This window comes from Bdellovibrio sp. HCB-110 (assembly GCF_047323225.1).
Taxonomy (GTDB): Bacteria; Bdellovibrionota; Bdellovibrionia; order Bdellovibrionales; family Bdellovibrionaceae; genus Bdellovibrio.
This window is the reverse complement of sequence record NZ_CP178750.1, coordinates 1,292,286-1,314,573: the sequence shown is the minus strand read 5'-3', so window position 1 is coordinate 1,314,573 and position 22,288 is coordinate 1,292,286. Positions and strand designations below refer to the sequence as shown.

Genomic DNA, 22,288 nt, shown 5'->3' with positions numbered 1-22,288 from the left:
GGACAACTGTCCTAATGTTCGAAAATACAGGCCAATTGTCCTAGGGGTCGTATAGTTAGTTTTGATGGAGCGTCCATGACTCAAGAAAAATCCACGCGTGAATATATCGTAGAAACTGCTGACCAGCTTTTTTATAAAAGAGGCTTTGAGCACACTTCATTTGCCGACATTGCAGAAGATGTAAAAATATCGCGTGGGAATTTCTATCATCACTTTAAATCCAAAGATGAAATTCTAGAAGCCGTGATTGAGCTTCGCCTTGTTCGAACTCAAGAGATGCTGGATCGCTGGGAAAATGAAGGAAAAAATCCCTCGGAACGTATAAAAAGTTTCATCAATATTTTGATTATGAATCAATCCAAAATCAAACTCTATGGTTGTCCTGTTGGCACACTCTGTACCGAATTGGCGAAACTAAATCACGGTTCCAAAGCCCATGCGAATAAAATCATGATGCTGTTCAGGACTTGGTTAGCACGTCAATTCGTGTCGCTCGGACATAAAAAAGATGCAGACGAGCTGGCCATGCATTTGCTGGCGCGAAGCCAAGGGGTTGCAACGCTCGCAAATGCTTTTCATGATGAAAAATTCGTAAAACTTGAAGTGCGCCAGATGGAAGAATGGCTTGCCTCATACATACAATAGGAGAACCCGTGTTCATCATTCTTTTGAAGTTTTCAAAAAACAAGGGGAAGGCCCAAGAGTTTATGAAAGGTCACATGAAATGGATTCAACAAGGTTTTGACGACGGTGTTTTCCTCCTCACAGGAAGCATTAAACCTAGTCTTGGTGGAGCTGTGATGGCCCATAAGACAACTTTATCCGATCTTAAAAAGAGAATAGATGCGGACCCTTTCGTTTCTGAAAACGTTGTGGAAGCCGAAATTCTTGAAATTGATCCTTCAAAGTCTGATCAACGTTTAGAATTTCTTAATGGGTGAGCCATGAGCAAGACGATTGTAGGTCCTGATGGAAAAAAACGCTGTCGTTGGTGTGAAGCTGCTCCTGAGTTTTTGAAATACCATGATGAAGAATGGGGATATCCTGTCGATGATGACTACCGATTGTTTGAAAAACTAAGTCTTGAAGGGTTTCAATCAGGGCTGAGTTGGCGCACAATCCTGGCTAAGCGTGAAAATTTCCGAAAGGCCTTTCACAATTTTGATTTCAATAAAATTGCACGCTTCACACAGAAAGACGTGAATAGGCTTTTAAAAGATGAAGGGATTGTTCGTCACAAGGGAAAGATAGAAGCCGTCATCAATAATGCAAAATGTGCTCAAGAAGTGGTTAAGAATAAAGGCTCACTTGCAGCCTTCCTTTGGAGCTATGAACCTGACGGGAAGAAGCTCGCAAGTCCGCAGACTGCGTCAACTTCCGATGCCTCGATCGCCCTTTCAAAAGAGCTGAAGAAACAAGGCTGGAAATTTGTAGGCCCTACAACGGTTTATGCCTTTATGCAGGCCATGGGGCTTATCAATGACCATGCTGAAGAATGTGTTATTAGGAACAAAGTTAAAAGCAAGCGTCGAACTTTCCAAAGACCTAAAATTATCTGAATTGTTGCCCAACCTCGTTCCTTTGACTTAATTCATCGTGAACTTCAATTCCCTTATTTCCCACTTTATGTAATTAGAACCACGCTTCGAATTGATAACCGAAGTTAGTGCCTTCTGTTTTATCTTTAAACGCCGGAGCATTCGCACCGATAAAACTTTTATTGGAGTCCGACCATCTGGAGTGAGACACGAAAGCTCTCATCACCGGACGTCCCCAAATGGTTTTACTCAGTGACAATTGCGGAGCGAAAGTCACACGCATAAGCTCTCTATCCCCGACAGGACTTGCGCCATCCATTTCAGATTCGTCTTTGTAGTGAGAGTATCCTGTTTCAAAGACCCACTGAAATCTGTCCGACACGAAATAGATCGGACGAATGCCCACCTCTTGCCATGTGCGACGGTTGTTATCAGCTTTTCCGTTATCAGCGTATTCAGCAGCGAAGGCAAACATCACGGCCCACTTGTCACTCACATCGTGATGCCAGTCTTCAACCACTCGCACAGTCCAAGCTTTGTTTTGACTGTCATCTGTCGCAGGCACGACGCTGCTGGCGTAGATGTTCAGATCCTTCATTGCGCCCTTACCAAAAAGAACTGTGAAGTTGTTCATCCCATCTAGAACCACACCGTTCAAACGTGCCGCGAGAGAATATCCATTTGTATCAATATACTGCTGAGTCGTATCGGAGCTCGCTTGCGCCCACGCATACACTCCCCACAGATTCAGATTTTGATTTGCGAAAACAGGAACGGACTTCCAACGCAAATCCAAAGCTTGCAAAACAGGACGACCCGAAGTTGTTGTGAGATCGTCATTGGCTTGAATCAAATGAGCAAAAGCAAATTTTCCTGGGCCGAGGGGAACCTCATCAATCCCTGCCCCCACACCACTCATGTCGGCGTAGTAGTACCAATCGAAAATATAAACATCGACATCACGATAAAAACGCTTCCCGATCCAGATCTCTCCGGGAACTTCCGTGAAACCACCCGCTGTCACGAAAGCCTCTACCTGACTGGTATCGCGATTTGCCGCAGCTTCCCATTGGCGCGTCCCTTGAGAGTTAAAGACCAAACGAGTCTGCGTCTTAAAATAGACGGAATCTTGTTCGTCAGCTTTTTTGTGATGAAAGATCATTCCGATCTCGGAGTAAAAACCACACTCATTCCCTAAACGTAGGAAATTCCCAGGAATTCCCGCGTTGGAAAAACAATCTGCTTTTCCGCCTTCGAAATTAGTTCCGGTTCCGCCACGCAGATAGCCCAAAAAATCAGCATTCATCCCGTAACTGAACGAACTCCACAAAACGCAAATTACGAACCACTTAATACTTTTCACCCTCACCCCTTGAAAAAGCTGAGGCTTACCCATAAAGTCTGCGCCTGACCAGACATTACGCAGAGAGTTTGATTTTATTTGAGGGTGTTTTTTTGATTCGAGCCTTGTGTGCACTTCTATGTTTGCTGTTCCTAAATTGTCTTCCCGCGATGGCCGGAGACGCACGCGCAAAGTGGATCGATGCCACGCAATTGAAACTAAAACTGCCTGCGGGTTTCTATGTGAGCTCCAATATTCAGTTTTATTTCGTGGATGAACACGCCCCGCTCGCGGAAACAACGCCGATCTCTCTTCCTTTGATCTCTGTTGAAAATTCTTACGCTTGGTTAAGCACGGCTCATCTTGCAAAAGCTGAGATTGATAATTTGATTCGCAAACCTTTGAAGGTTGTGATCTCGAATAACAATCGCACGGTTTTAGATTCGACCTCGATTCAATATGCAGGGCTTTTAGATTCTCTTTATTTTGCGAATGAAGAATTAGGTGCCGTTTGCGAGTCTTCTTGCCGTCTTAAGCTCTGGGCTCCAACGGCGCAAAGTGTGCGTATTTATTTTTTCAAGAACAGTGACGATGCTATCCATCAGGCACACGTGGTGGAAGCGAGTCGCAATTCGCAAGGTGTTTGGAGTTTTGAGGCTCCTTCTTCTTATGAAGGCACTTACTATCTTTACGAAGTCACAGCCTTTCAACCTTTGACTGACAAGATTGAGACGTTCTTCGTAACCGATCCCTACAGTCGCAGCCTTTCTTTAAATGGAGAAAAATCACAGCTAGTGAATTTGAATTCCAGTGCGACAACACCTGCCGGCTGGACACAGTTGGCGAAGCCACCACTTCGCTCATTAAATGACTCGATTATTTACGAGCTGCACCTTAGAGACTTTAGCGCTGGTGAAAATTCCATTCATCCAGAGCTTCGCGGAACATATTTAGCCTTCACTCAACCGCGTTCTCATGGAGTCAAACATCTTCGTGCCCTTGCCCAAGCGGGACTGACTCACCTGCATCTTTTGCCTTTGAATGATTTTGGCAGTGTGAATGAGAAAAAAGCCGAGTGGGAAAATTACGAAGGCTCTGGTGGAAACTTGCAAGAACCACAGAGCGTGATCGGCGGCATGAGAACTTTGGACCCGTTTAATTGGGGTTATGATCCCGTTCACTATTTCACCCCTGAGGGCAGTTACGCCGTTCAAGCTGATGGCGAACCGCGCATTCGCGAGATGCGTGAGATGGTGAAAGCCATCAATGAGTTGGGACTTCGTGTCGTGCAAGATGTGGTTTTGAATCACACGTATCAAGGTGGAGCTAAACCTTACTCTGTCTTTGATAAGGTCGTTCCTCTTTATTACTACCGCGTTGATGACGAAGGTAAAACTTTAAGAAGCTCTTGCTGCAACGACACTGCCAGTGAACATCGCATGATGGAAAAGCTGATGATTGATAGTGTTGTCTATTGGGCTAAGACCTATAAGATCGATGGCTTCCGTTTTGATCTGATGTCTTTTCATTCACGCCAGACTATGGATCGTTTGCGCCAAGCTGTGCGTTCTTTGACATTGGCCCATGACGGAGTCGATGGCGAAAAAATTCTTCTTTATGGCGAAGGCTGGAGTTTTGGCTCCTTCCACGATCGCTCTCCTCAAGACGCAATGTCGATTGAGAATTCCTATGGAACTCAGTATGGATTTTTCAACGATCGCCTGCGCGATGCCGTTCGCGGAGGCACGACCTCTTCTGCTGAAAAATCAGATCAAGGTTTTGCGACGGGTCTGTTCTTTGATTTCAATCAAGAACCTGCCAATCGCAACACTCCCACGGACCTCCATTCCCAACGCGGAAAACTTTTGCACTTAGGTGACGTGATCAAAGTGGGTCTTGCGGGAAATCTGCGAGATTATTCTTTCAAAGAACATTTGGGAAATACCATTCGCGCCGGAGATCTTAAATTCCGCGGTGCTCCCGTTGCCTATTCGGCGGAAGCTCTAGAGACCATCAACTATGTCTCTGCTCACGATGGCTATGGATTATGGGATGCGATTCAAGCCAAGGCTCCGTTTTTTAGGGCGGATCGCACACCGCAAATTGCCAGCAGTGAAGAGCGTCTGCGCATGCATCAGTTGGCTTTGGCGATTCCTCTTCTTGGGCAAGGTATTCCTTTTATTGAATCCGGCACTGAGCTTTTGCGCACAAAAAACGGTGATCAAGACAGTTATGATTCGGGAGACTTCTTTAATCGCATCGACTGGAAAGGTGTCACAAATTTCTGGGGTGAGGGTTTACCTCCAGCCTGGAAAAATCTAAGTGATTGGTCTTTCTGGCAACCGCGCTTGCTAGCTGCTGAAATGAAAGTGACTCCTGCACAAATTGCTAAAGCGAATAGCTATTTTCAAGCTCTTTTGCGTATTCGCCAAAGCAGTGAGCTTTTTAAACTTAATTCTCTTCGGGCTATCACGGACCATCTTCATTTTATCGACAACGAAGCGTCGGCAGAGCCAGGTCTGATTGCAATGCTTTTGCAAGATCAGAACGAAACCCTTCTCGTGTTTTTTAATGCCTCTCGCGAAGCCCGTTCCTTTTCTCACCGTGTTCTTCGCCAAGACTGGCAACTGCATCCTTTGTTTGATGAATCTATTGATCCTGTTTTATCACAAGTGGTTTTGTATCCCGTTCAAGGAAGTATGCAGCTTCCCGGCCGCTCCACCGTGATCCTTCAGTTAAAAAAGAGTCGACGAGTGTTTTAATGAAGTTTTTAAAGCTGGTATTTCTTCTTTTCATTTTAATCTTTTCTGCCGAATCCTTCGCAGAGCCTGTTCGGGTGCAGCTTTGGCATCAAATGATCTATGGCCATCGACAGGTGCTTTCAGAAGTTCTTAGAAACTTTGAAAAAGAAAACCCGGATATTCTGGTTCAAGAAACTTACCGCGAAACCGAAGAACTGCGCTCCAGCTATCAAGCTGCGGCCATGGGTGGCAGTGGTCCGGAATTGGTTTATGGGCCCAGCGACCAGATCGGCCCCTTTGCCGCGATGAAGATCATTCGTCCCTTGGATGAAGTGATTGAGACCGAATTTTTTAAACAGTTCGATCCCCTCGCGATTCCTCTTTATCACGATCACTATTACATGGTCGGTGGCGCTGTCGGAAATCACTTGATGCTTCTTTATAATAAGAAGCTCTTGCCTGTTCCTCCTAAAAATTCCGATGAGCTTATTGCTATGGGGAAAGAACACACCAAGGATCTTGATGGCGATGGCAAAACCGATCGTTTTGGTTTGGTTTTTAACTACACAGAGCCTTTCTTCTTTGCTCCTTTTATTCCGGCATTCGGCGAAGCCTTTATGACCATTGACGGAAAGCCGAACCTTGATACACCCGCTTTAAGAAAGACGTTCGAGTTTATTTTAGCTTTGCGAGATAAATACAAAATTATTCCTAAAGAATGTGACTACGAAACCGCCAATGCTTTGTTCAAACAAGGCAAAGCCGCAATGTTGATCAATGGCGACTGGTCTTGGGGTGATTATAAAGAAGCTAAAATGGATTTCGGCATTGCTCGCATTCCGATGATTTCAGAAACAGGGAAATGGCCGAGTCCTCTTGTCGGGACCGCGGGGTATTCTTTAAATGCCAATATGCGAAGTCCTGAACATCTTCAGGCGGCCGTCAAACTTCTTAAGTATCTGACGTCCGAGAAAATTCAGTTGATCTTTACTGAACGCGTAGGGGTTTTACCGTCAAATTTAGCGCTGCGAGGAACTCAAGCCGTCAAAGAAAATCCTCTTTTGCAGATTTCTTCCGATATTATGACAGTGGGAACGCCGATGCCCGTAGTTCCTGAAGTCCGTGGCGTGTGGGACAGTTTGCGCATCCAATATCAAAAGCTTCTCGCCAATTCTTTGACTCCGGACCAAGCAGCCACGGATGCTCAGAAAATGGCCCAGTCACAAATTCGTGACATGAATGAAGTCTTACAACCGGATGCTTCGGCTTTGGTTATTAAAATTTTCGTTCTTATTTTAGTTCTGTGGTTGGCGTGGGTTTCCAGAAACTCTTTCGTCAATTTCTTTAAAGGCTTTCAAGGACCGCAGAAGTTTGTCTACTACATGATGCTTCCGGCTTTCGTGGGCATCTTTGCTGTTATCATTTATCCTTTCTTCTACAATATCGCGATTTCATTTTCTAACTTCAGTCTGCGCACGTTTCAAGATTGGTCTATCGTGGGTGTGCAACACTACGTGAGTGCTCTCACCGACCCTAAGTTTTATTCACTGTTTGTAAAAACCGTGATTTGGACAGTCGTGAATGTGTTCTTCCATGTGACGATTGGAATTTTCCTCGCCATCATTATTAATCAAGTGATGCCGGCCAAAGGATTTTGGAGAACTCTCTTTATTATTCCGTGGGCAGTGCCTCAGTACATCACGGCCCTCACTTGGCGGGGAATGTTTAATCAAGAGTACGGTCCCATCAATCAGTTCTTGCAACAATTCTTGCACCTTTCCCCTGTTCAATGGCTGAGCCAACCTTTCACCGCGTTCACGGCGTGTATTATTACGAACGTGTGGCTGGGGTTCCCGTTCATGATGATCGTGGCATTGGGTGGCCTTCAATCCATTCCGCATTCGTTGTATGAAGCCGCTTATCTAGATAAAGCCAATGCATGGCAACGTTTCCGTCATATCACTTTGCCGCTCTTGATGCCGGTGATGGTTCCGGCGGCTTTGCTTGGATGCATTTGGACTTTCAATAATTTGAATATCGTATGGCTTGTCAGTAACGCCGGAGAGCCCGGAGACCAAACTCATATCCTTGTGAGCTATGTCTATAAAGCGGCCTTTAATCTTTATCGTTACGGTTATGCCGCAGCAGTCTCTGTTTTGATTTTCCTTATCCTGATCATCTGGAGCCTAGGTTCTTTGAAGGAGACAAAGTCATGATTAAAAAAACGCTGGCTTGGTTTAGCATTCTTATTTTTGCTCTTTTTTCGATCTATCCGATTTTATACGTGCTGTCCGTGTCTTTGCGCGGAGATAACGCCTTTCAATCACAGTCTTTAGAGATCATCACTTCCACGTCGACTTTGAAAAACTTTGTCGATTTGTTTTTGAAAACAGATTTCTTGTTGTGGATGCGAAATTCACTTTTGGTGGCAGCGACGACGACTTTCTTGGGAGTCGCCTTTGCCTCGACAAGTGCTTACGCCCTTTCGCGCTTTCAATTCCGTGGGCGCAACATGATGCTCTTCTCGCTGCTGGCGACACAGATGTTCCCGGCGACCATGTTGATCTTGCCGTTTTACATTATCCTCTCAAAGCTTCGCTTGATTGATAGCTTCTGGGGATTGTTCTTAATTTATTCTTCAACAGCTCTGCCGTTTTGCGTGTGGCAAATGAAGGCTTACTACGACACCATTCCGAAAGAATTAGAAGAGGCCGCACTTTTAGATGGTTGTTCTCGCTGGATGACGTTCTATAAAATTATTTTGCCGGTGTCTTCTCCGGCTCTTGTGATCACCGCTCTTTTTAGTTTCTTAAGCAGTTGGAGTGAGTATGTGATCGCCGCTGTCGTCTTGCAAGACCCGCAGCTTTATACTCTGCCTTTGGGGCTTCGCTCTTTTCAAGCGAGTATGGCAACACAATGGGGTCTTTATGCAGCGGGAGCGTTGATTGTCAGTGTTCCCGTTTTGATTTTATTTATTAGTATCTCTCGATATCTGGTTTCTGGTCTTACTATGGGCAGTGTAAAGGGTTGATGATGGCGACAATTGAATTTTCAAAATGCTCTAAGAGTTTCGGAGCTTCGCAAATTCTCAAGAATATTGATCTGAGCATCGCAAGTGGCGAGTTTCTGGTTCTGGTCGGCCCGTCGGGTTGCGGAAAGTCGACTTTACTAAGAACTCTTGCAGGACTTGAGACCTTGGATGGCGGCGATATTCAAGTGAATGGAAAATCCATTGCGAAGGCAGAACCTCAGGACCGCGACATCGCCATGGTTTTTCAAAACTACGCTCTTTACCCTCATATGAATGTCGCGCAGAACATGGGTTTTGCTTTAAAGTTGCAAAAGAAATCTCCGGATGAAATTAAAAAACGTGTGCAGGAAATCGCGGATCTTTTGCAGATTTCTCATCTCTTAGAAAGAAAACCCAAAGAACTTTCCGGCGGTCAACGTCAGCGTGTGGCTTTGGGGCGAGCTTTGGCCCGCCAAACTTCCATGGTGCTTTTTGACGAGCCTCTTTCAAATTTGGATGCCCACTTACGCAGTCAGATGCGTGTTGAGATCAAGCGTCTCCATCAAAATTTAAAGTCGACAATGATCTATGTGACTCACGATCAAATGGAAGCGACCACCATGGGGGATCGCATTGCGGTTCTTAAAGATGGTGTCATTGAACAAGTGGGGACACCGTCAGAAATCTATCATCGTCCTAAGAACCTTTTTATTGCGAGTTTTATTGGGTCTCCGGAAATGAACTTTATTGAAGGGAATCTGGTGAAAAAACTCCCATGGCCTGAAGCTCAGCAAGGCGAAGGAATTTTAGGAGTCCGCCCAGAGGCCTTTAAAATCGTTAATGGGGCTTTGGAAGCTAATGAATTGGAATTGGGATCTTATCAAATTGAACTTTCTGAAAATCTCGGAGGACAACAAATGCTTCACGGGTCTTTAGAGGGTCAAAGTGTCAGAATCCTTGTCGATTCTTCTTATAATTTTTCCAAGGACGAAAAGGTCCAACTGAAGATCGACCTGACAAAGGCCCACCTGTTTGATAAAAAATCGGGACTTAATAAGCGCGTTTAAGGAGACTTCATGTCCGTTGGGACTCGGTTGCTGATCATCTTGAGTTTCTTGCTTTCGGTTCAAGCTCATGGAGCTCCGCGCACGGTATTTGTTCAGCTCTTTGAGTGGAGTTGGAACGACATCGCTAATGAATGCGAAACGTATTTAGGTCCTTCTGGATTTTCTGCTGTTCAAGTCTCCCCGCCTCATGAACATATCATGTGGCAAAAATCTCCTTGGTGGGAGCGCTATCAAGTTGTCAGTTACAATTTAAATTCTCGCAGTGGTAACGAAGCTGAATTCGCGTCCATGGTTCGTCGCTGTAAAAAAGCCGGCGTCGACGTTTACGCTGATGCTGTGATCAATCATATGACGGGAATTCCTGGCGGCACCGGATTTGGTGGAACTTCATTCACGCACTACAACTATCCAGGATTGTATTCCCCTAACGACTTTCATCATTGCGGAAGAAATGGCAACGACAACATTGTTGATTATTCCAACCGCTATGAAGTTCAAAACTGTGAACTTGTTGATCTCGCGGATCTTGCGACAGAGTCAAATTCGGTAAGAAGTCGCATTGCTGATTATCTCAATCACCTTTTGGACTTGGGAGTGACGGGATTTCGCATTGATGCTGCAAAACATATCCCGGCTGCGGACCTGGTTGCTATCTATGCAAAACTCAAACGCTCAGCCTATATCTATCACGAAGTGATCTATGATCCCAACGGGCCGATTCAATACAGCGAATATCTTCCGTATGGCGATGTTATGGCATACGACTATCCCCGTATGCTTTCACGTGGGATCAAACATAAAAACCCAGAAGCTCTTAATAAAATTTCAGAGCCCTTTCCTGAAAGCAAAGACTCCATCGTCTTTGTGACGAACCACGATCTTGAACGTCACGGTGACCCGGAAATTTTAAGTTACAATAATGCGGATCAACGTCTTTACCGTCTGGCGCAAGTTTTTATGCTGGCATGGCCTTTTGGTTATCCTCAGCTCTATTCTGGATTTAAGTTTAATAACTTCGACGACGGGCCTCCGTTAACAAATGAACTTAAGTCCTCTCCGGTTTTTGATGGTGGTGGAAATTGTCTGGCACCTTGGACGTGCGAACATCGTCTTCCGGAAGTGGCAGCGATGGTGCAGTTCCGCAATCAGACGGATCAAGCTTTCTTCGTCAATGACTGGTGGACAAATGGTCGTGATCAGATCGCGTTTGGTCGCGGTTCTTTAGGGTTTGTAGTTTTAAACTACTCCAATCAATCACTGACCAAAGAATTTTCGACTTCGCTTCCCGCAGGTGAATACTGCAATATCGTGGGTGGCTCGTATAATTTACGTGATAAATCCTGTGCGGAAACTGTCGAAGTGAATGCTCGTGGAATTTTAAAGGCAAAAATATCTCCGATGTCAGCATTGGTTCTTCTTAAGACTTCTTCAGCAAAGTTTAGAAAAAAATAATCTATGAAAAAAACCTACACAATTGGCTTTGATCTTGGTGGTACAAAACTAGCGGCAGCTTTGCTCGACAACAAAGGCGAGATGCTGGATTTCATCAAAGTCCCCGTGGATATGAAGCGCGAAAAGTCTGCGACACAAACTCAAAAACGCGTGATCAGCTTGATGGCGGATATCGCCATGGATTTCAAAAAACGTTTTCCCAAAGAAACGACAGGAAAAAACTTTTTAGGCATTGGCCTTGCCAGTGCAGGTCCTTTGAATGCGGAAGAAGGAAAACTCGTCAATCCCGTGAACTATCCAGGTTGGAAGATCGTTCCGATTCGCGATCTGGTTCAAAAAGAAGTTCAGTCTCGCGGTTTTAAAACCAAAGTGCATTTTCAACATGACGCCACAGCCGCAGCTCTCGCTGAAGGTTGGGTGGGTGGTGGCCGTGGTATGGATTCATTCGCAGTCGTCAGCGTGGGAACAGGTGTTGGATCTGGAGTGATCTTTAATGGATTCCCCGCACAGAGTCGTGGAATGGGCTCTGAATACGGTCACACCATCGTTGATTTTAAAAAACTTCAAGCGCATCCAGAACTACTTCACCACTGTACTGTGGAAGGTGTTGCTTCAGGCACTGGTTTATTAAGAAGAGCCAAAGAAATGGGTTTTACAGGAACTTCCGTCGAAGAACTTATTGAAGCCAAAGACGCCAAATACGATGTTCTTTTTAAAGAGATGTCTTGGGCCTTGGCGTGCCTTTGTTACAATCTTTCTATCGGTTACAACTTAGAACGCATCTTTTTAAGTGGTGGTTTGATTAAGATCAAAAATCTTTATTTTAACGACATGAAGATGCACTACAAAAAGATGATTCAACAAATGAATCCGGCGTTTGAGTGTAAAATTGAAATCGCGAAAACAAAAAATCACGCCGGTGTTCTTGGCGCAGGTTATTTGCCTTATTTAGCTTTAAAGAAATAATTCAGAGGTACGGACTTACTTTTGGTAGCGCGGGTGCGTCTAACGCCAGTGCGCTACCAAAAGTAAGTCCGTACCTAGTCTTTCACAACGAGATGATTTTTAAGTTGGTTTTGTCGAGAAGACGTCATAGGAAAATGCGTCTTTAGGTGCTCACCGCAATTTTCGATGGCTTTCACAAAACCTTGAGCCCATTCTCCATTATGAAGATTTTGCCCGAGTTGCGCTAAAATCTGATCCCAAGTTTCCTTAGGAAGTTTTGCAGAGATTCCCTCGTCTGCCAGAACAACGGCTTTTTTCTCCATCACAGAAACAAAAATCAGAACGCCTGTTCCATGTTCTGTGCGGTGAATACGATTGGTATAAAACTCTAAGTGAGCTCGTTGATGAACTTGATCAAGTTCATCCTTTTCAGGAACCAAAATCTTTTGAACCCAATGAATCTTTCCCAAGAAGTGCGAGAAATAATAAATCGCCACCAAAAGCACAGGCCAGAGGTAAACCCAAGGAGTCACCCACAACCAATCACTAAACGGCAGCTCCGCAATCACAATCAAAAGCGTGATCAGCAAAGTCAAAGTGAGCGGCACATGCCCCACTGTCGAAGATCGTTTAACAATGACAGGAACAATCTCTCCCGAAGTAGACTCTTCAACACGAGAAATCGTGCCCTCAATCTTTTTCAAATCTTCCTCAGAAAGATACTTATTAATCCATGCCATTTAAAAAAACTCCCTACCGAGAATTAAGGCCGTCACCAATTTCCAGAAGCGCCGCCGCCGCTGAAGCCTCCACCACCGCCGGACCAGCCGCCACCGCTTCCTCCGCCGGAAGACCATCCTCCTCCGCCAAAGGTTCCACCACCGCCCCAGCCTCCGCCGCCGCGATAGTATCTTCCACGTCCGCCACCGAAGCGACCAAGAATAGAAATGATGATCAAAAGTGCAATGATGACAAAGACCGGAATGTCGCCACCACCGGATTCCTGTTCTTTCAGATTGTTTTGATCGGCGAACTCTTTATCCGCCAAACGTAGAATCTCGTGAACGCCGACAACGATTCCGCCGGAATACTGTTTCGCACGAAACATAGGAATAACTTGGTCACTGATAATACGTTTTGCCGTGATATCAGGAATGGCCCCTTCAAGTCCCTGTCCCACTTCAATGCGCATCGCACGCTCTTGAGCAGAAATCAGGAAGAGAACTCCGTTGTCTTTCTTTTTATCACCTAACTGCCACTTGTCAGTGATTTGAATAGAAGCTTGTTCAATCGGAATCCCTTGAAGATCCGGAACAATCAAAACTTGCACTTGAGCTGTGCCACGACGGTTGAAGTCATAAAGAAGTTGCATCAACTCCTGACGATCCGAACGTGTCAAAAAACCAACTTCATCAATCACGGGTCCCGTGAGAGCAGGAGGTTTAAACTCAGTCTGAGCGAAAACACTCAGACTGGTAAAAAATAAAAAGAAGGAAAGGACCAAAAAACGCATTAGCTAGAAATTCTCACAAAAATTAGAATTTCACTTCAGGAGCTTTTTCAGCTTGGGCTTTTTCTTCCGCTGTCATATCCCACTGAGGCATTTTTTCGAAGTGATACATGATCGAGTTCGTCCAGCTAGTAGGCGGAACCGTCACAAGGTTATTGAACTCTTTGATAGATTCAATATAACGCTGACGAGCAATCGTAATACGATTCTCTGTGCCTTCCAATTGCGCCTGAAGATCACGGAAGTTTTGATCCGCTTTCAAATCAGGATATTTCTCTGTAACAACCATCAAACGACCCAAAGCTTGAGACAAGCCCGATTGCGCCTGCTGAAACTTAGCCAACTGCTCAGGAGTCACCTTCGCCGGATCAATCTGAGTAGCCGTAGCCTTAGCACGCGCCTCCGTCACCGCCGTTAAAGTCTCCTGCTCATGCTTCGCATACCCTTTAACAACATTAACAAGATTAGGAATCAAATCAGCCCGACGTTTGTACTGGTTATTAACCTCAGCCAAAGCCGCCTCAGTACTATTCTTACCCTGAGGCAAAGACTGAATCCCGCAACCCACCAAAAAAGGAAACACAAAAAGAGCTACTATAAGATTTTTCAAGAGAGACCTCCGTTATTCGCTGCAAATAGAGCCTGGATCTTGACCCGAGTTCCGCAGCGAGCCACATAACAACTGCGGCAGCTATCACCCGACAATATCGAGCGAGGACTGTCTGAAGGGGCAAGGTCCAGGCTCTATTTGTAGCGAATATGGCAGTGACCCTCAATGAAAACCAGATTATAGTAGCCAGATGACACGTGTGATTAAGCTCCGACATACCGAATTAGCCGGCTGCATCTTTATTGACAAGATTGCTGGCATTAACACCCATACTCCAGAGTACGGGCAACGAGGTTGTGTCGAAGTTTATGAAGAAGAACTGGATCGCAAACTTTATGTCGTTCACCGGTTGGACAAAGCCACTTCGGGTGCTTTGGTGTTCCCAACCTCACCGGAACTTGCGACTGAAATCACTCAGCTCTTTGAACAACATAAGGTTGGTAAGAAGTACCTTTTTCTCACTGATAAAAAAATCTCGCAAAAAGAATTCACTTACGAATCTTTAATCGTCAAAGAGAAGAACGCTTTCGTCAGCAGCGTCAGCAAAGAACCGAATTCTAAAACGAGTTTTAAATGGCTTAAAAGTTTGGGCGACTACGAACTATGGGAAGCAGTTCCGCACTCGGGGAAACCTCATCAAATTCGCCTGCACGCTGAAGCCAATGGCATGCCAATCCTCGGAGACAACGATCACAATGGAAGTCCTTACTTCCGCCTGTGTTTGCACTCTTTGTCTTTGTCATTTGAACTGCGTGGGCAAAAAATCCATTTTGAAACAGATATTCCAGCCTGGGCGCAAAGCGAAGACCCTTCTCAAGTTGAAGACTTAATTTTGGCAGAAGCTTTTCAACGCCGTGAGCGCATGTACAAGTTTTCGGAACTCAAAGACGAATCATTGCGCCTAAGTCATCGTGAACTCGATACTTATCGTATTGATCAATATGGCGAATACCTCTGGGTTTATTGGTACAAAGAATCAGACCCAACAGTTCAAGATCTTTTGCGCTTTGAGAAGCTTGCTAAAAAACATCAAAAGAAAATCCTCGTACGCAAGATGCTCAATCGGGGCGAAGATCCCAATGCAGAAATTCTTTGGAATATCGGCAACACGTCTCCTCGTTGGACCGCTAAAGAAAATGGCGTGATCTACGAACTTCGCAGCGACACGGGGCTTTCTCCGGGGCTTTTCTTGGATCAAAGAGAAAACCGCCTTTGGGTGAAAGAACACGCACAAGATCGCCGTGTTTTAAATCTTTTTTCTTACACGAGCGGCTTTAGTGTCGTGTCCGCTCTCGCGGGCGCTCAAGAAGTTTGCACTGTCGACGTATCACAAAACTTTATCGACTGGAGCAAACGCAATTTTGAATTGAACGGCCTTGATCCGGAACACGACAATCACGAGTTCTGGGTGCAGGACTGTTTGCTTTTCTTAAAAGGCACCATCCGTCGCAAAAGAAAATTCGGTCTGATCATCTGTGATCCGCCTTCCTTTGGTCGTTCTAAGAGCGGCGTTTTTTCTATCAGTAAAAACTTTGATGAGCTGATGATCAATTGCATGTACTGCTTGGAAAAAAATGGTCTTTTGCTTTTCTGTACGAACTACGAAAAGTGGACAACGGGAGATCTGCATCTCAGGTTGAACAAGCTAAAAAAAGATTTTTCATTCAAGATTCTGCCGGCTCCGGCACAGGGTTTGGATTTTGAGCTCCCCGATCAGGAGCCCTTGATGAAATCCATTATCCTTCGTAAAAACTAAGGATAAAAATCGTATTTAACGTGGACACGTGTTTCCCCTTGCAGGCCCATCTTAGAGCCGCTGGCATAGGGAGGCACTTTGCGTGCGATTTTCTTTTTGCTTTTTGGATAAGTTTTGTCATCCACGAAACAATCAAAGCGTTTGTCTTTACATAAAGACGTGAATTGTTTTTTCTCACCTTTTAAAACATAAGCCTCGATGGCCTTTGTCATCTTCTCTAGAGATTGTAAGTCTTTAGAATCCACCACAATGCTAGAGGGCTTTGCAGGTTCTGCCGAAGCTTTCTCTGATTTTTTTGCCGAGGTCGCAGACTTCGAGTTTTTAAAATCATCCCAGCCCGCGTCATTGGACTTAGGCTTTGTCGCACAAGCTGCGAGCATCAAAACTACGAAAACAACACTCAAGTTTTTTTTCATTATCGCACCCACTCAGACCAAAGTTTCTTTTCACCGCGAGGATTTTCTTTGGCGTATTCGTAAAATGCACGCACAAAATCCGCGCGTTCTTTTTGATAAGGATACTTCCAATCTTTAGGATCGCCAACCGTTAAGACGTCATAGTCATTACTGAGCTTGGTGTTTCTATTGATGATGTCATCAAACGGAAGATACCGCGCATTCACTAGCATATCATAAAGAACCATGAACGTCGTTGTGCGACCTTTTCCCGCGCGACAGTGAAAGTGAATCCACGCATTTTCCGGCATGGTGCGAATCGCTTCAATAAAACGATCTACTTCTGAATCCACCGGTCGAACATGATCCGTCACCGTGAGACGCACATACTGATGTCCACTGCTGCGAACCATGCTTTCTTCCGTTTCAATGCTTTTGATTTCAGTGCCGTTGATGCGCTCACCAACACGAAGATCACCCAATTGGCGACGCTCTCTGCGAATGGCTTCATCATGATTCAAATCCGCATTAGCCCAGTCGCGATCCGCCTGCCAAGTCACCGGCTGATCGTTGATCAGACCATGAGATTCTTGGCGAAGATCAAAAACGTATAAAACCATCTTTTTATTCTTTTTAACGGGCTTGGCGATTTCTTTGAGAGACTTCGGGCCTAAAGTCGCGCTTCCGGACATTTTCAGCTCGTCATTTTTACGATAATTAACCGCGTTCCCCGCATACTTCTTATCGAAAACCAACTCCACAGGTTCCGTGGGTTGGGGCTTAGTCATAAAAAAGGAAGGTTTGGCGACGTTTTCAGTGGTTTCCTTGTTCCCGTCAGTAAGAACTTTTTCTGCACACCCCGCAAGGATCACCAAGGAGATTATCAAAGATGTCTTTTTCATAGCAGCTCCTTTACATATAAAGCGTAGTGGAATTTCGGCTCTAGGACAACACTTCAATCTAGACTCGTAGACTCGACAAATCCCGTTTACCCTTAAAGTATATGAAAAAAACAGCTCTTGTTCTTGTATGTTTGGGTTTTGTCGCTGCTCTTCCTGCCTGGGCCTCCCAAGAATTAAACAACCTCATTCGCTGTCATGAAGCTCTTGATGGAAAAGCAGATGCACGCACGTTCAAACTTGTTACGGATTCCGCAACACCTTTCACACTGATCTCGGGAAAAAAGATTTATTTTATGACTGACGAGTCCATCGGAACTCTCCCGCACGCGTATGCAGGAAAAACTTTGGTCGTTCATCTTGAGGAAAAGAAGAAGCCTTTTTACCGCGTGATGAATTTTCAAAATGACGGCACTTTGGGAAATGTGTCGTTTGAGGATGTTAGCAAAGAGCAAAAAGCCAAAGCGGAAACTCCGAGCTCACAACTTGATAAGGCTAGCCTCGATCTTCTAAAAAAAGAACTGATCCGACAAATGAACAGTGTGACGAGTGAGTATCAAAACAAATACGATCCGGAAGGCACTATTGAATCTTTGAACGCCTGCCGCAAAGTCGACTCCGCAGAAATGCAAAAGAGCATCGACAAACAAGTGGCGTTCTATGAAAAATTAGTTCGCAAAAAAGGCTCTAAAGGTTCCTACCAAAAAGGAGCTAAATAGGTACGGACTTACTTTTAAGCTTTCAAAGTTCCGCGTGCGAACATTTCTTCTAAGTATTGAATCGCTGAATCTTGTGTGCGCATGTAATAGTGCGCGCGCAGAATGCCCTGTTCTTCTTCTGTTAAAGAAGCATTCGTGCCTAGGCGTTTTAAACGATCTTGAGAAATATGGTAAAGGCTCAAAGCCCCTGCCACGGAGATATTAAAACTCTGCACAAAGCCCGTCATTGGAATGATGATGCTTTCATCAGCGGCTGCGATCATCTCAGGGCTCACGCCGTCTTTTTCATTTCCTAAAACAAGAGCGACCTTGCCAGAAAAATCAATTTCATGAAGAGGTTTTGATTTTGCATCCAAGTGTGTGACGCAGATTTTGTAGCCTTGAGCTTTCAAAGCTTTCACACATTCTGGGGTCTTTTTCCATTTTTGAACTTCCACCCACTTGTCAGCCCCTTGGGTGACACGGTTGGCTTCTTTGAATTTTTCCTGAGTTTCAATGACGTGAAAATTGCCGAATCCCAAACCTTCAGCACTTCTCATCACGGCAGAAATATTGCCGCGATCATAAATACCTTCAAGGACAACGGCCGTGTCGAAATTCCTCAGCGCCACGACTCGTTTGATTTTTTCCCGGCGTTCTTCTGTTAAAAGCGGCCCAATCTTCTCAAGAACCAGTTGATAGTGAACTTTTAAATTGGCGTTGATCTCAAGCTCTGAGCCGTATGGAAACATTGATACCTACTTGTAGAGTGACTCAGGATTTTTAGCCAAGTCGCGAGTGATATTCTTTTGGTGCGCTTCCAAAGTACCGCCACCGATTTCTAACAACTTCGCGTCTCTCCAAAGCCTTTCAACAACATATTCGCCCACATAACCGTAACCACCCAAAACTTGGATCGCGCGGTCCGCGACGTTTTTGCCCATTGTTGTTGCCACAAGTTTTACACCGTCTGAATCCAAACGGTTTCCTTCTTTGTTCAAATCCATGCGACGAGCTGTTTCGTAAACGTAAGCACGTGCTGCTTTGTATTCAGCATAGCTGTCAGCGATGTAGCGTTGAACTTGACCAAAGTGGTTCAAAGATTTTCCGAAAGCTTCACGCTCTGTCGCGTAACGATTCATGATTTCGATAGAGCGACGAGCAATACCCAAGCTCATGGCAGCCAAAGTCAGACGCTCGATTTCCAAGTTTCTCATCATGTGGAGCATAGAATCTCCTTCATGACCAATCAAATTGCCTGCAGGAATATGGCAGTCTTGAAAAACCAACTCTGCCGTGTTCGATCCGCGCATTCCCAACTTGTCTTTGATTTTTTGACCGACTTCAAAACCTTTGTGATCTTTTTCCACGAGGAATGTAGAAACAAGAGCGCGCCCGTGCTTTTCGCCTGTTTTTGCGTAAACCAAAACAAGATCGCAAGGTGTGTTGTTTTCATCAACCGTGCCGTTGGTGATCCACATTTTACGGCCGTTCAAAATGTATTCATTGCCCGTTTTTACGGCTTTAGATTGCATACCCAAAACGTCAGTACCCACAGCAGGTTCTGACATCGCCATAGAGCCCACCCACTCACCAGAGCAAAGCTTTGGTAAAACACGGTGACGTTGTTCATCACTTCCATTCACCGCGATGTTGTTCACACAAAGCATCGAGTGCGCAAGATAAGCCAAGCAGAAACCTGGATCTGAAGCCGACAACTCTTCATGCACAATCGCCGCGGCTGTCGCATCCATTCCGGCGCCACCGAATTGTTCAGGAACCGTGATTCCCAAAAGACCTAGTTCGCCGACTTTTTTGAAAAGAGCGAGATTGAATTTTTCAGAGCGATCAAACTCATGAGCTTGCGGTTCAACTTCGGCTTCTGTGAACGCTTTCACAGTTTCACGAAGCATCGCGTGTTCAGGTGTCGGATTGTAAAGATCGAACTCTTTCCAGTTGGAAGACATAAGTAAAAACTCCTCTATTTGCTCAACGCGTGAATCTATTGAGAGAGTGCTCTAGGGGCAAGTTTTTGACCACGATAATGCGATGCATATATGCCAATTATCAGAGACCTGATGGAAGATTCTGGACGCAGATCCAGAGCTCGCATACTTTGAAGGCCAATCTATATGGAGATTTCTCACAATGAAAGCCGCAATTCTAGGCATCGGCACTGAACTCACCGACGGTCAAATCGTCAATAAAAACGCCTCATGGATTTCCAAAAAACTCAAAGCGGCAGGCCTGACAACGACGACCCATTTGGTGGTGCCCGATGAAAGAAAATTGATGAGAGAAGGTGTGGAGTTTTGCGCAAACCACGGCGATCTTCTTTTTATCACCGGAGGCTTAGGTCCCACGTCGGATGACTTCACCCGCGACATCGTCACGGAATGGGCGGGAGTGCCTCTGGAGTTTGATGAAACGTCCTGGCAACATGTGAACGACCGCCTCACATCGCGAGGTTATGTCGTTAAAGATATTCAACGCCAACAGTGTTATTTTCCCAAAGGTGCCAAAGTTCTTTTTAATTCTCAAGGAACCGCCAATGCTTTTTACCTAGAAGCCCATGGTAAAAAAGTTTTTGTCCTTCCGGGACCTCCCCGTGAAATTGAAGCCGTGTGGGAAGATGCGATCGCGGAGTGGATTAAAGAAAACACTCAAGGTCTTGATCCCTACATCACCCGCATTTGGGACACGATAGGAGTCGGAGAATCCGACGTCGCTGTGATTGTCGAAGACACTCTTCAAGGTGTGACGGTTGAAAAAGGTTACCGCGTTCATCTTCCCTATGTGGAAGTAAAACTTTCGTTTTTCAAATCCCAAGAAAAAGAAATGGAACCCGCTGTTGCTAAACTCACAGAGGCCCTGCAATTCTGCACGATTGCCCGGGACGGAGATGATGCTGCGGAACTTTTTGCAGAGTCTTTAAAGACAATCCCCTCCATCTGCGTGATTGACGAGGTCACTGGACAATTCCTTATGAATCGTTTGATGCCCGTACTGCGCGGATTTATGACCGAGCAGTCTTGGAGTTTTTCAAAAAGTCGCAAAGTCAAAAGTCCTGCGGACCTTCATCTACACGTTCTCCCAAAAGACGAACACAGTTGCGAAGTGAGTCTGGAATATCGAGGGCGCAAAGTGAAAGACTACGTCACAGGCCCTTACAAAACAGCGAACATGCGTGAACGCCGCCATCAATACTTTGCGGAAATGGCGTTGATTTTTTGGCTTAAGAATTTGCACTAGCGACGGGCCGCCAATCTCTCGCATTCTTCTTTGAATAGAGAGCGGAACCACTTTTTAAAAGGGTCATGATGAGTGACCGAATGCCAAAACATACGAATCTCAAGGGGTGGAATTTCAACAGGTGGTTTTTGCAAATGGATGGGAAAGTATTTTTTGTACTTTTCTAATAAAAGAGTGGGGGCAGTTAACACAAGATCTGAATCGGCCAAAGTCCATGCCATTCCGGTAAAGCTAAAAGATCCATAAGCAAAATTTCGGCTCTGAATTTTTCCCTGAAATTTTCTTTGTAAGCGATCTTTAAAGTCCCCTTGCAAAGTGATCAGAGCATGATCGCTCTTGTAAAACTCGGCAACACTTAGACCCTTCCTTTCAAATGGATGTCCTTTGCGATACGCCGTCGAAAAAGAGTCCTCAAAAAGTTTCGTTTGGAAAAATCCCTCGGGAATATTCTTATAAAATCCGGCAATGGCAATATCAAACTGCCCCGACTCTAACTCCTCTTTCGGTAAAGCTCCCAACGTAGGTCGAATGGACACTTGCACTTGCGGCGCTTCCGTACGAAGTCGTTCTAAGATTCGCGGCATAAGAAGAATTTCAATATAGTCTGTCGTTCCAATCGTCAGACGCCCCTGCGCCGTTTTTGGATCAAACTGGGCCCCTTTTTGAGAAAGGGCTCGCGCTTTTTCCGTCAGCTCTTCGATATCTTTTCGCAAGGACTTTGCGACATCGGTCGCCGCCATCCCCTTCGAGACTCGAACAAAGAGAGGGTCCTTAAAATGTTCACGCAAACGGGCCAGAGCATGACTGACAGCAGACTGGCTGAGATTCATCTCTTTTGCCGCCTTAGAGACATTCAAGTGGCGATAAAGACTGTCAGCAACAAGGAGTAAATTCAAATCCAACTGAGTGGCCATAGCGTCTCCATATATGAGCAAAATGAATAGCTCATATGAAAGCAATGATTTTTACACATTATTGAAATGGGTGCAATATAGAGGGCAACAGAAGGAACAAACTTATGAAAAAATACCTAGTCTGGACATTCACGTTACTAACATCCGTAGCCGCTTTTT

21 protein-coding genes are annotated in these 22,288 nt (G+C 45.2%); 12 read left to right on the top strand and 9 right to left on the bottom strand.

The window, feature by feature from the left end; genetic code table 11:
• The first annotated feature begins 75 nt into the window (after window positions 1-75).
• From ACL934_RS06240 to ACL934_RS06230, 3 genes are read left to right on the top strand one after another with little or no spacing between them, the layout of a single operon-like run.
• Window positions 76-645, top strand: a complete 570-nt coding sequence (locus tag ACL934_RS06240; protein WP_374078895.1) for a TetR/AcrR family transcriptional regulator — start codon at window positions 76-78, stop codon at window positions 643-645.
• Window positions 646-653: 8 nt separating this feature from the next.
• Entirely contained in the window at window positions 654-941 is a 288-nt protein-coding gene (locus tag ACL934_RS06235; protein ID WP_374078894.1) for a YciI family protein, read from the top strand.
• A 3-nt stretch (window positions 942-944) separates the two neighbouring features.
• Complete coding sequence (locus ACL934_RS06230) at window positions 945-1,559, top strand: DNA-3-methyladenine glycosylase I (protein WP_374078891.1); 615 nt, start codon at window positions 945-947, stop codon at window positions 1,557-1,559.
• A 73-nt stretch (window positions 1,560-1,632) separates the two neighbouring features.
• Here the strand turns inward: ACL934_RS06230 and ACL934_RS06225 are convergent, their stop codons facing one another.
• Window positions 1,633-2,901, bottom strand: coding sequence for a carbohydrate porin (locus ACL934_RS06225; RefSeq protein ID WP_374078889.1), 1,269 nt, complete (start codon window positions 2,899-2,901; stop codon window positions 1,633-1,635).
• Between the two features lie 92 nt (window positions 2,902-2,993).
• Between ACL934_RS06225 and ACL934_RS06220 the strand changes: the two genes are divergently transcribed.
• From ACL934_RS06220 to ACL934_RS06195, 6 genes are read left to right on the top strand one after another with little or no spacing between them, the layout of a single operon-like run.
• Entirely contained in the window at window positions 2,994-5,642 is a 2,649-nt protein-coding gene (locus ACL934_RS06220) for an alpha-1,6-glucosidase domain-containing protein (RefSeq protein ID WP_374078886.1), read from the top strand.
• On the top strand, window positions 5,642-7,837 hold the full coding sequence (locus ACL934_RS06215; RefSeq protein WP_374078884.1) for an extracellular solute-binding protein: 2,196 nt from the start codon (window positions 5,642-5,644) through the stop codon (window positions 7,835-7,837). Before ACL934_RS06220 ends, ACL934_RS06215 begins: the two co-directional genes overlap by 1 nt.
• Entirely contained in the window at window positions 7,834-8,652 is an 819-nt protein-coding gene (locus ACL934_RS06210) for a sugar ABC transporter permease (protein ID WP_374078882.1), read from the top strand. Before ACL934_RS06215 ends, ACL934_RS06210 begins: the two co-directional genes overlap by 4 nt.
• A 2-nt stretch (window positions 8,653-8,654) precedes the next feature.
• Window positions 8,655-9,698, top strand: a complete 1,044-nt coding sequence (locus ACL934_RS06205) for an ABC transporter ATP-binding protein (RefSeq protein WP_374080444.1) — start codon at window positions 8,655-8,657, stop codon at window positions 9,696-9,698.
• A 9-nt stretch (window positions 9,699-9,707) separates the two neighbouring features.
• Window positions 9,708-11,150, top strand: a complete 1,443-nt coding sequence (locus ACL934_RS06200; protein ID WP_374078879.1) for an alpha-amylase — start codon at window positions 9,708-9,710, stop codon at window positions 11,148-11,150.
• 3 nt (window positions 11,151-11,153) lie between these two features.
• Window positions 11,154-12,116: an ROK family protein gene (locus ACL934_RS06195; protein WP_374078877.1), complete on the top strand. Its 963-nt coding sequence runs from the start codon at window positions 11,154-11,156 to the stop codon at window positions 12,114-12,116.
• A 74-nt stretch (window positions 12,117-12,190) separates the two neighbouring features.
• Here the strand turns inward: ACL934_RS06195 and ACL934_RS06190 are convergent, their stop codons facing one another.
• Genes ACL934_RS06190 through ACL934_RS06180 form a run of 3 tightly spaced genes read right to left on the bottom strand, consistent with a single transcriptional unit; the run spans window position 12,191 to window position 14,215 of the window.
• Entirely contained in the window at window positions 12,191-12,835 is a 645-nt protein-coding gene (locus ACL934_RS06190) for a TPM domain-containing protein (protein ID WP_374078874.1), read from the bottom strand.
• 32 nt (window positions 12,836-12,867) lie between these two features.
• Complete coding sequence (locus ACL934_RS06185) at window positions 12,868-13,608, bottom strand: TPM domain-containing protein (protein WP_374078871.1); 741 nt, start codon at window positions 13,606-13,608, stop codon at window positions 12,868-12,870.
• Window positions 13,609-13,630: 22 nt separating this feature from the next.
• Window positions 13,631-14,215: a LemA family protein gene (locus ACL934_RS06180; RefSeq protein ID WP_374078868.1), complete on the bottom strand. Its 585-nt coding sequence runs from the start codon at window positions 14,213-14,215 to the stop codon at window positions 13,631-13,633.
• Between the two features lie 190 nt (window positions 14,216-14,405).
• On the opposite strand from ACL934_RS06180, the gene ACL934_RS06175 reads away from it, so the two are divergent.
• Window positions 14,406-15,971, top strand: a complete 1,566-nt coding sequence (locus tag ACL934_RS06175; RefSeq protein WP_413613221.1) for a class I SAM-dependent methyltransferase — start codon at window positions 14,406-14,408, stop codon at window positions 15,969-15,971.
• Here ACL934_RS06175 and ACL934_RS06170 read toward each other — a convergent pair.
• Both ACL934_RS06170 and ACL934_RS06165 read right to left on the bottom strand, forming a co-directional pair.
• The gene (locus tag ACL934_RS06170) at window positions 15,968-16,387 is read right to left on the bottom strand and encodes a hypothetical protein (protein WP_413613220.1); all 420 of its coding nucleotides are present in this window, start codon (window positions 16,385-16,387) and stop codon (window positions 15,968-15,970) included. The genes ACL934_RS06175 and ACL934_RS06170 overlap by 4 nt on opposite strands.
• On the bottom strand, window positions 16,387-17,268 hold the full coding sequence (locus ACL934_RS06165; protein WP_374078860.1) for a tyrosine-protein phosphatase: 882 nt from the start codon (window positions 17,266-17,268) through the stop codon (window positions 16,387-16,389). The genes ACL934_RS06170 and ACL934_RS06165 overlap by 1 nt, the downstream gene beginning before the upstream one ends.
• A 101-nt stretch (window positions 17,269-17,369) precedes the next feature.
• Here ACL934_RS06165 and ACL934_RS06160 point away from each other — a divergent pair, with 101 nt between their 5' ends.
• On the top strand, window positions 17,370-17,984 hold the full coding sequence (locus tag ACL934_RS06160; protein ID WP_374078858.1) for a hypothetical protein: 615 nt from the start codon (window positions 17,370-17,372) through the stop codon (window positions 17,982-17,984).
• Between the two features lie 14 nt (window positions 17,985-17,998).
• Here ACL934_RS06160 and ACL934_RS06155 read toward each other — a convergent pair whose 3' ends face one another.
• Complete coding sequence (locus tag ACL934_RS06155; RefSeq protein ID WP_374078857.1) at window positions 17,999-18,715, bottom strand: TrmH family RNA methyltransferase; 717 nt, start codon at window positions 18,713-18,715, stop codon at window positions 17,999-18,001.
• Window positions 18,716-18,721: 6 nt separating this feature from the next.
• A complete protein-coding gene (locus ACL934_RS06150) occupies window positions 18,722-19,930 on the bottom strand; it encodes an acyl-CoA dehydrogenase family protein (RefSeq protein WP_374078855.1) in 1,209 nt (402 codons plus the stop codon).
• A gap of 181 nt (window positions 19,931-20,111) precedes the next feature.
• Here ACL934_RS06150 and ACL934_RS06145 point away from each other — a divergent pair, with 181 nt between their 5' ends.
• Window positions 20,112-21,215 carry a competence/damage-inducible protein A gene (locus tag ACL934_RS06145; RefSeq protein WP_374078853.1) on the top strand — a complete coding sequence of 368 codons (1,104 nt, stop codon included), beginning with the start codon at window positions 20,112-20,114 and terminating at the stop codon, window positions 21,213-21,215.
• On the opposite strand, the gene ACL934_RS06140 is transcribed toward ACL934_RS06145, so the two are convergent.
• Window positions 21,212-22,129, bottom strand: a complete 918-nt coding sequence (locus ACL934_RS06140) for a LysR substrate-binding domain-containing protein (RefSeq protein WP_374078851.1) — start codon at window positions 22,127-22,129, stop codon at window positions 21,212-21,214. The genes ACL934_RS06145 and ACL934_RS06140 overlap by 4 nt on opposite strands.
• Window positions 22,130-22,288: the final 159 nt, after the last annotated feature.

Excerpts from the sequence above, each read along its gene's own strand:
- ACL934_RS06165 (WP_374078860.1), bottom strand. The coding sequence starts at position 17,268 with ATGAAAAAGACATCTTTGATAATCTCCTTGGTGATCCTTGCGGGGTGT.
- ACL934_RS06140 (WP_374078851.1), bottom strand. The coding sequence starts at position 22,129 with ATGGCCACTCAGTTGGATTTGAATTTACTCCTTGTTGCTGACAGTCTT.
- ACL934_RS06185 (WP_374078871.1), bottom strand. The coding sequence starts at position 13,608 with ATGCGTTTTTTGGTCCTTTCCTTCTTTTTATTTTTTACCAGTCTGAGT.
- ACL934_RS06190 (WP_374078874.1), bottom strand. The coding sequence starts at position 12,835 with ATGGCATGGATTAATAAGTATCTTTCTGAGGAAGATTTGAAAAAGATT.
- ACL934_RS06210 (WP_374078882.1), top strand. The coding sequence starts at position 7,834 with ATGATTAAAAAAACGCTGGCTTGGTTTAGCATTCTTATTTTTGCTCTT.
- ACL934_RS06160 (WP_374078858.1), top strand. The coding sequence starts at position 17,370 with ATGAAAAAAACAGCTCTTGTTCTTGTATGTTTGGGTTTTGTCGCTGCT.
- ACL934_RS06145 (WP_374078853.1), top strand. The coding sequence starts at position 20,112 with ATGAAAGCCGCAATTCTAGGCATCGGCACTGAACTCACCGACGGTCAA.
- ACL934_RS06155 (WP_374078857.1), bottom strand. The coding sequence starts at position 18,715 with ATGTTTCCATACGGCTCAGAGCTTGAGATCAACGCCAATTTAAAAGTT.
- ACL934_RS06240 (WP_374078895.1), top strand. The coding sequence starts at position 76 with ATGACTCAAGAAAAATCCACGCGTGAATATATCGTAGAAACTGCTGAC.
- ACL934_RS06195 (WP_374078877.1), top strand. The coding sequence starts at position 11,154 with ATGAAAAAAACCTACACAATTGGCTTTGATCTTGGTGGTACAAAACTA.
- ACL934_RS06200 (WP_374078879.1), top strand. The coding sequence starts at position 9,708 with ATGTCCGTTGGGACTCGGTTGCTGATCATCTTGAGTTTCTTGCTTTCG.
- ACL934_RS06170 (WP_413613220.1), bottom strand. The coding sequence starts at position 16,387 with ATGAAAAAAAACTTGAGTGTTGTTTTCGTAGTTTTGATGCTCGCAGCT.
- ACL934_RS06230 (WP_374078891.1), top strand. The coding sequence starts at position 945 with ATGAGCAAGACGATTGTAGGTCCTGATGGAAAAAAACGCTGTCGTTGG.
- ACL934_RS06215 (WP_374078884.1), top strand. The coding sequence starts at position 5,642 with ATGAAGTTTTTAAAGCTGGTATTTCTTCTTTTCATTTTAATCTTTTCT.
- ACL934_RS06175 (WP_413613221.1), top strand. The coding sequence starts at position 14,406 with ATGACACGTGTGATTAAGCTCCGACATACCGAATTAGCCGGCTGCATC.
- ACL934_RS06205 (WP_374080444.1), top strand. The coding sequence starts at position 8,655 with ATGGCGACAATTGAATTTTCAAAATGCTCTAAGAGTTTCGGAGCTTCG.
- ACL934_RS06150 (WP_374078855.1), bottom strand. The coding sequence starts at position 19,930 with ATGTCTTCCAACTGGAAAGAGTTCGATCTTTACAATCCGACACCTGAA.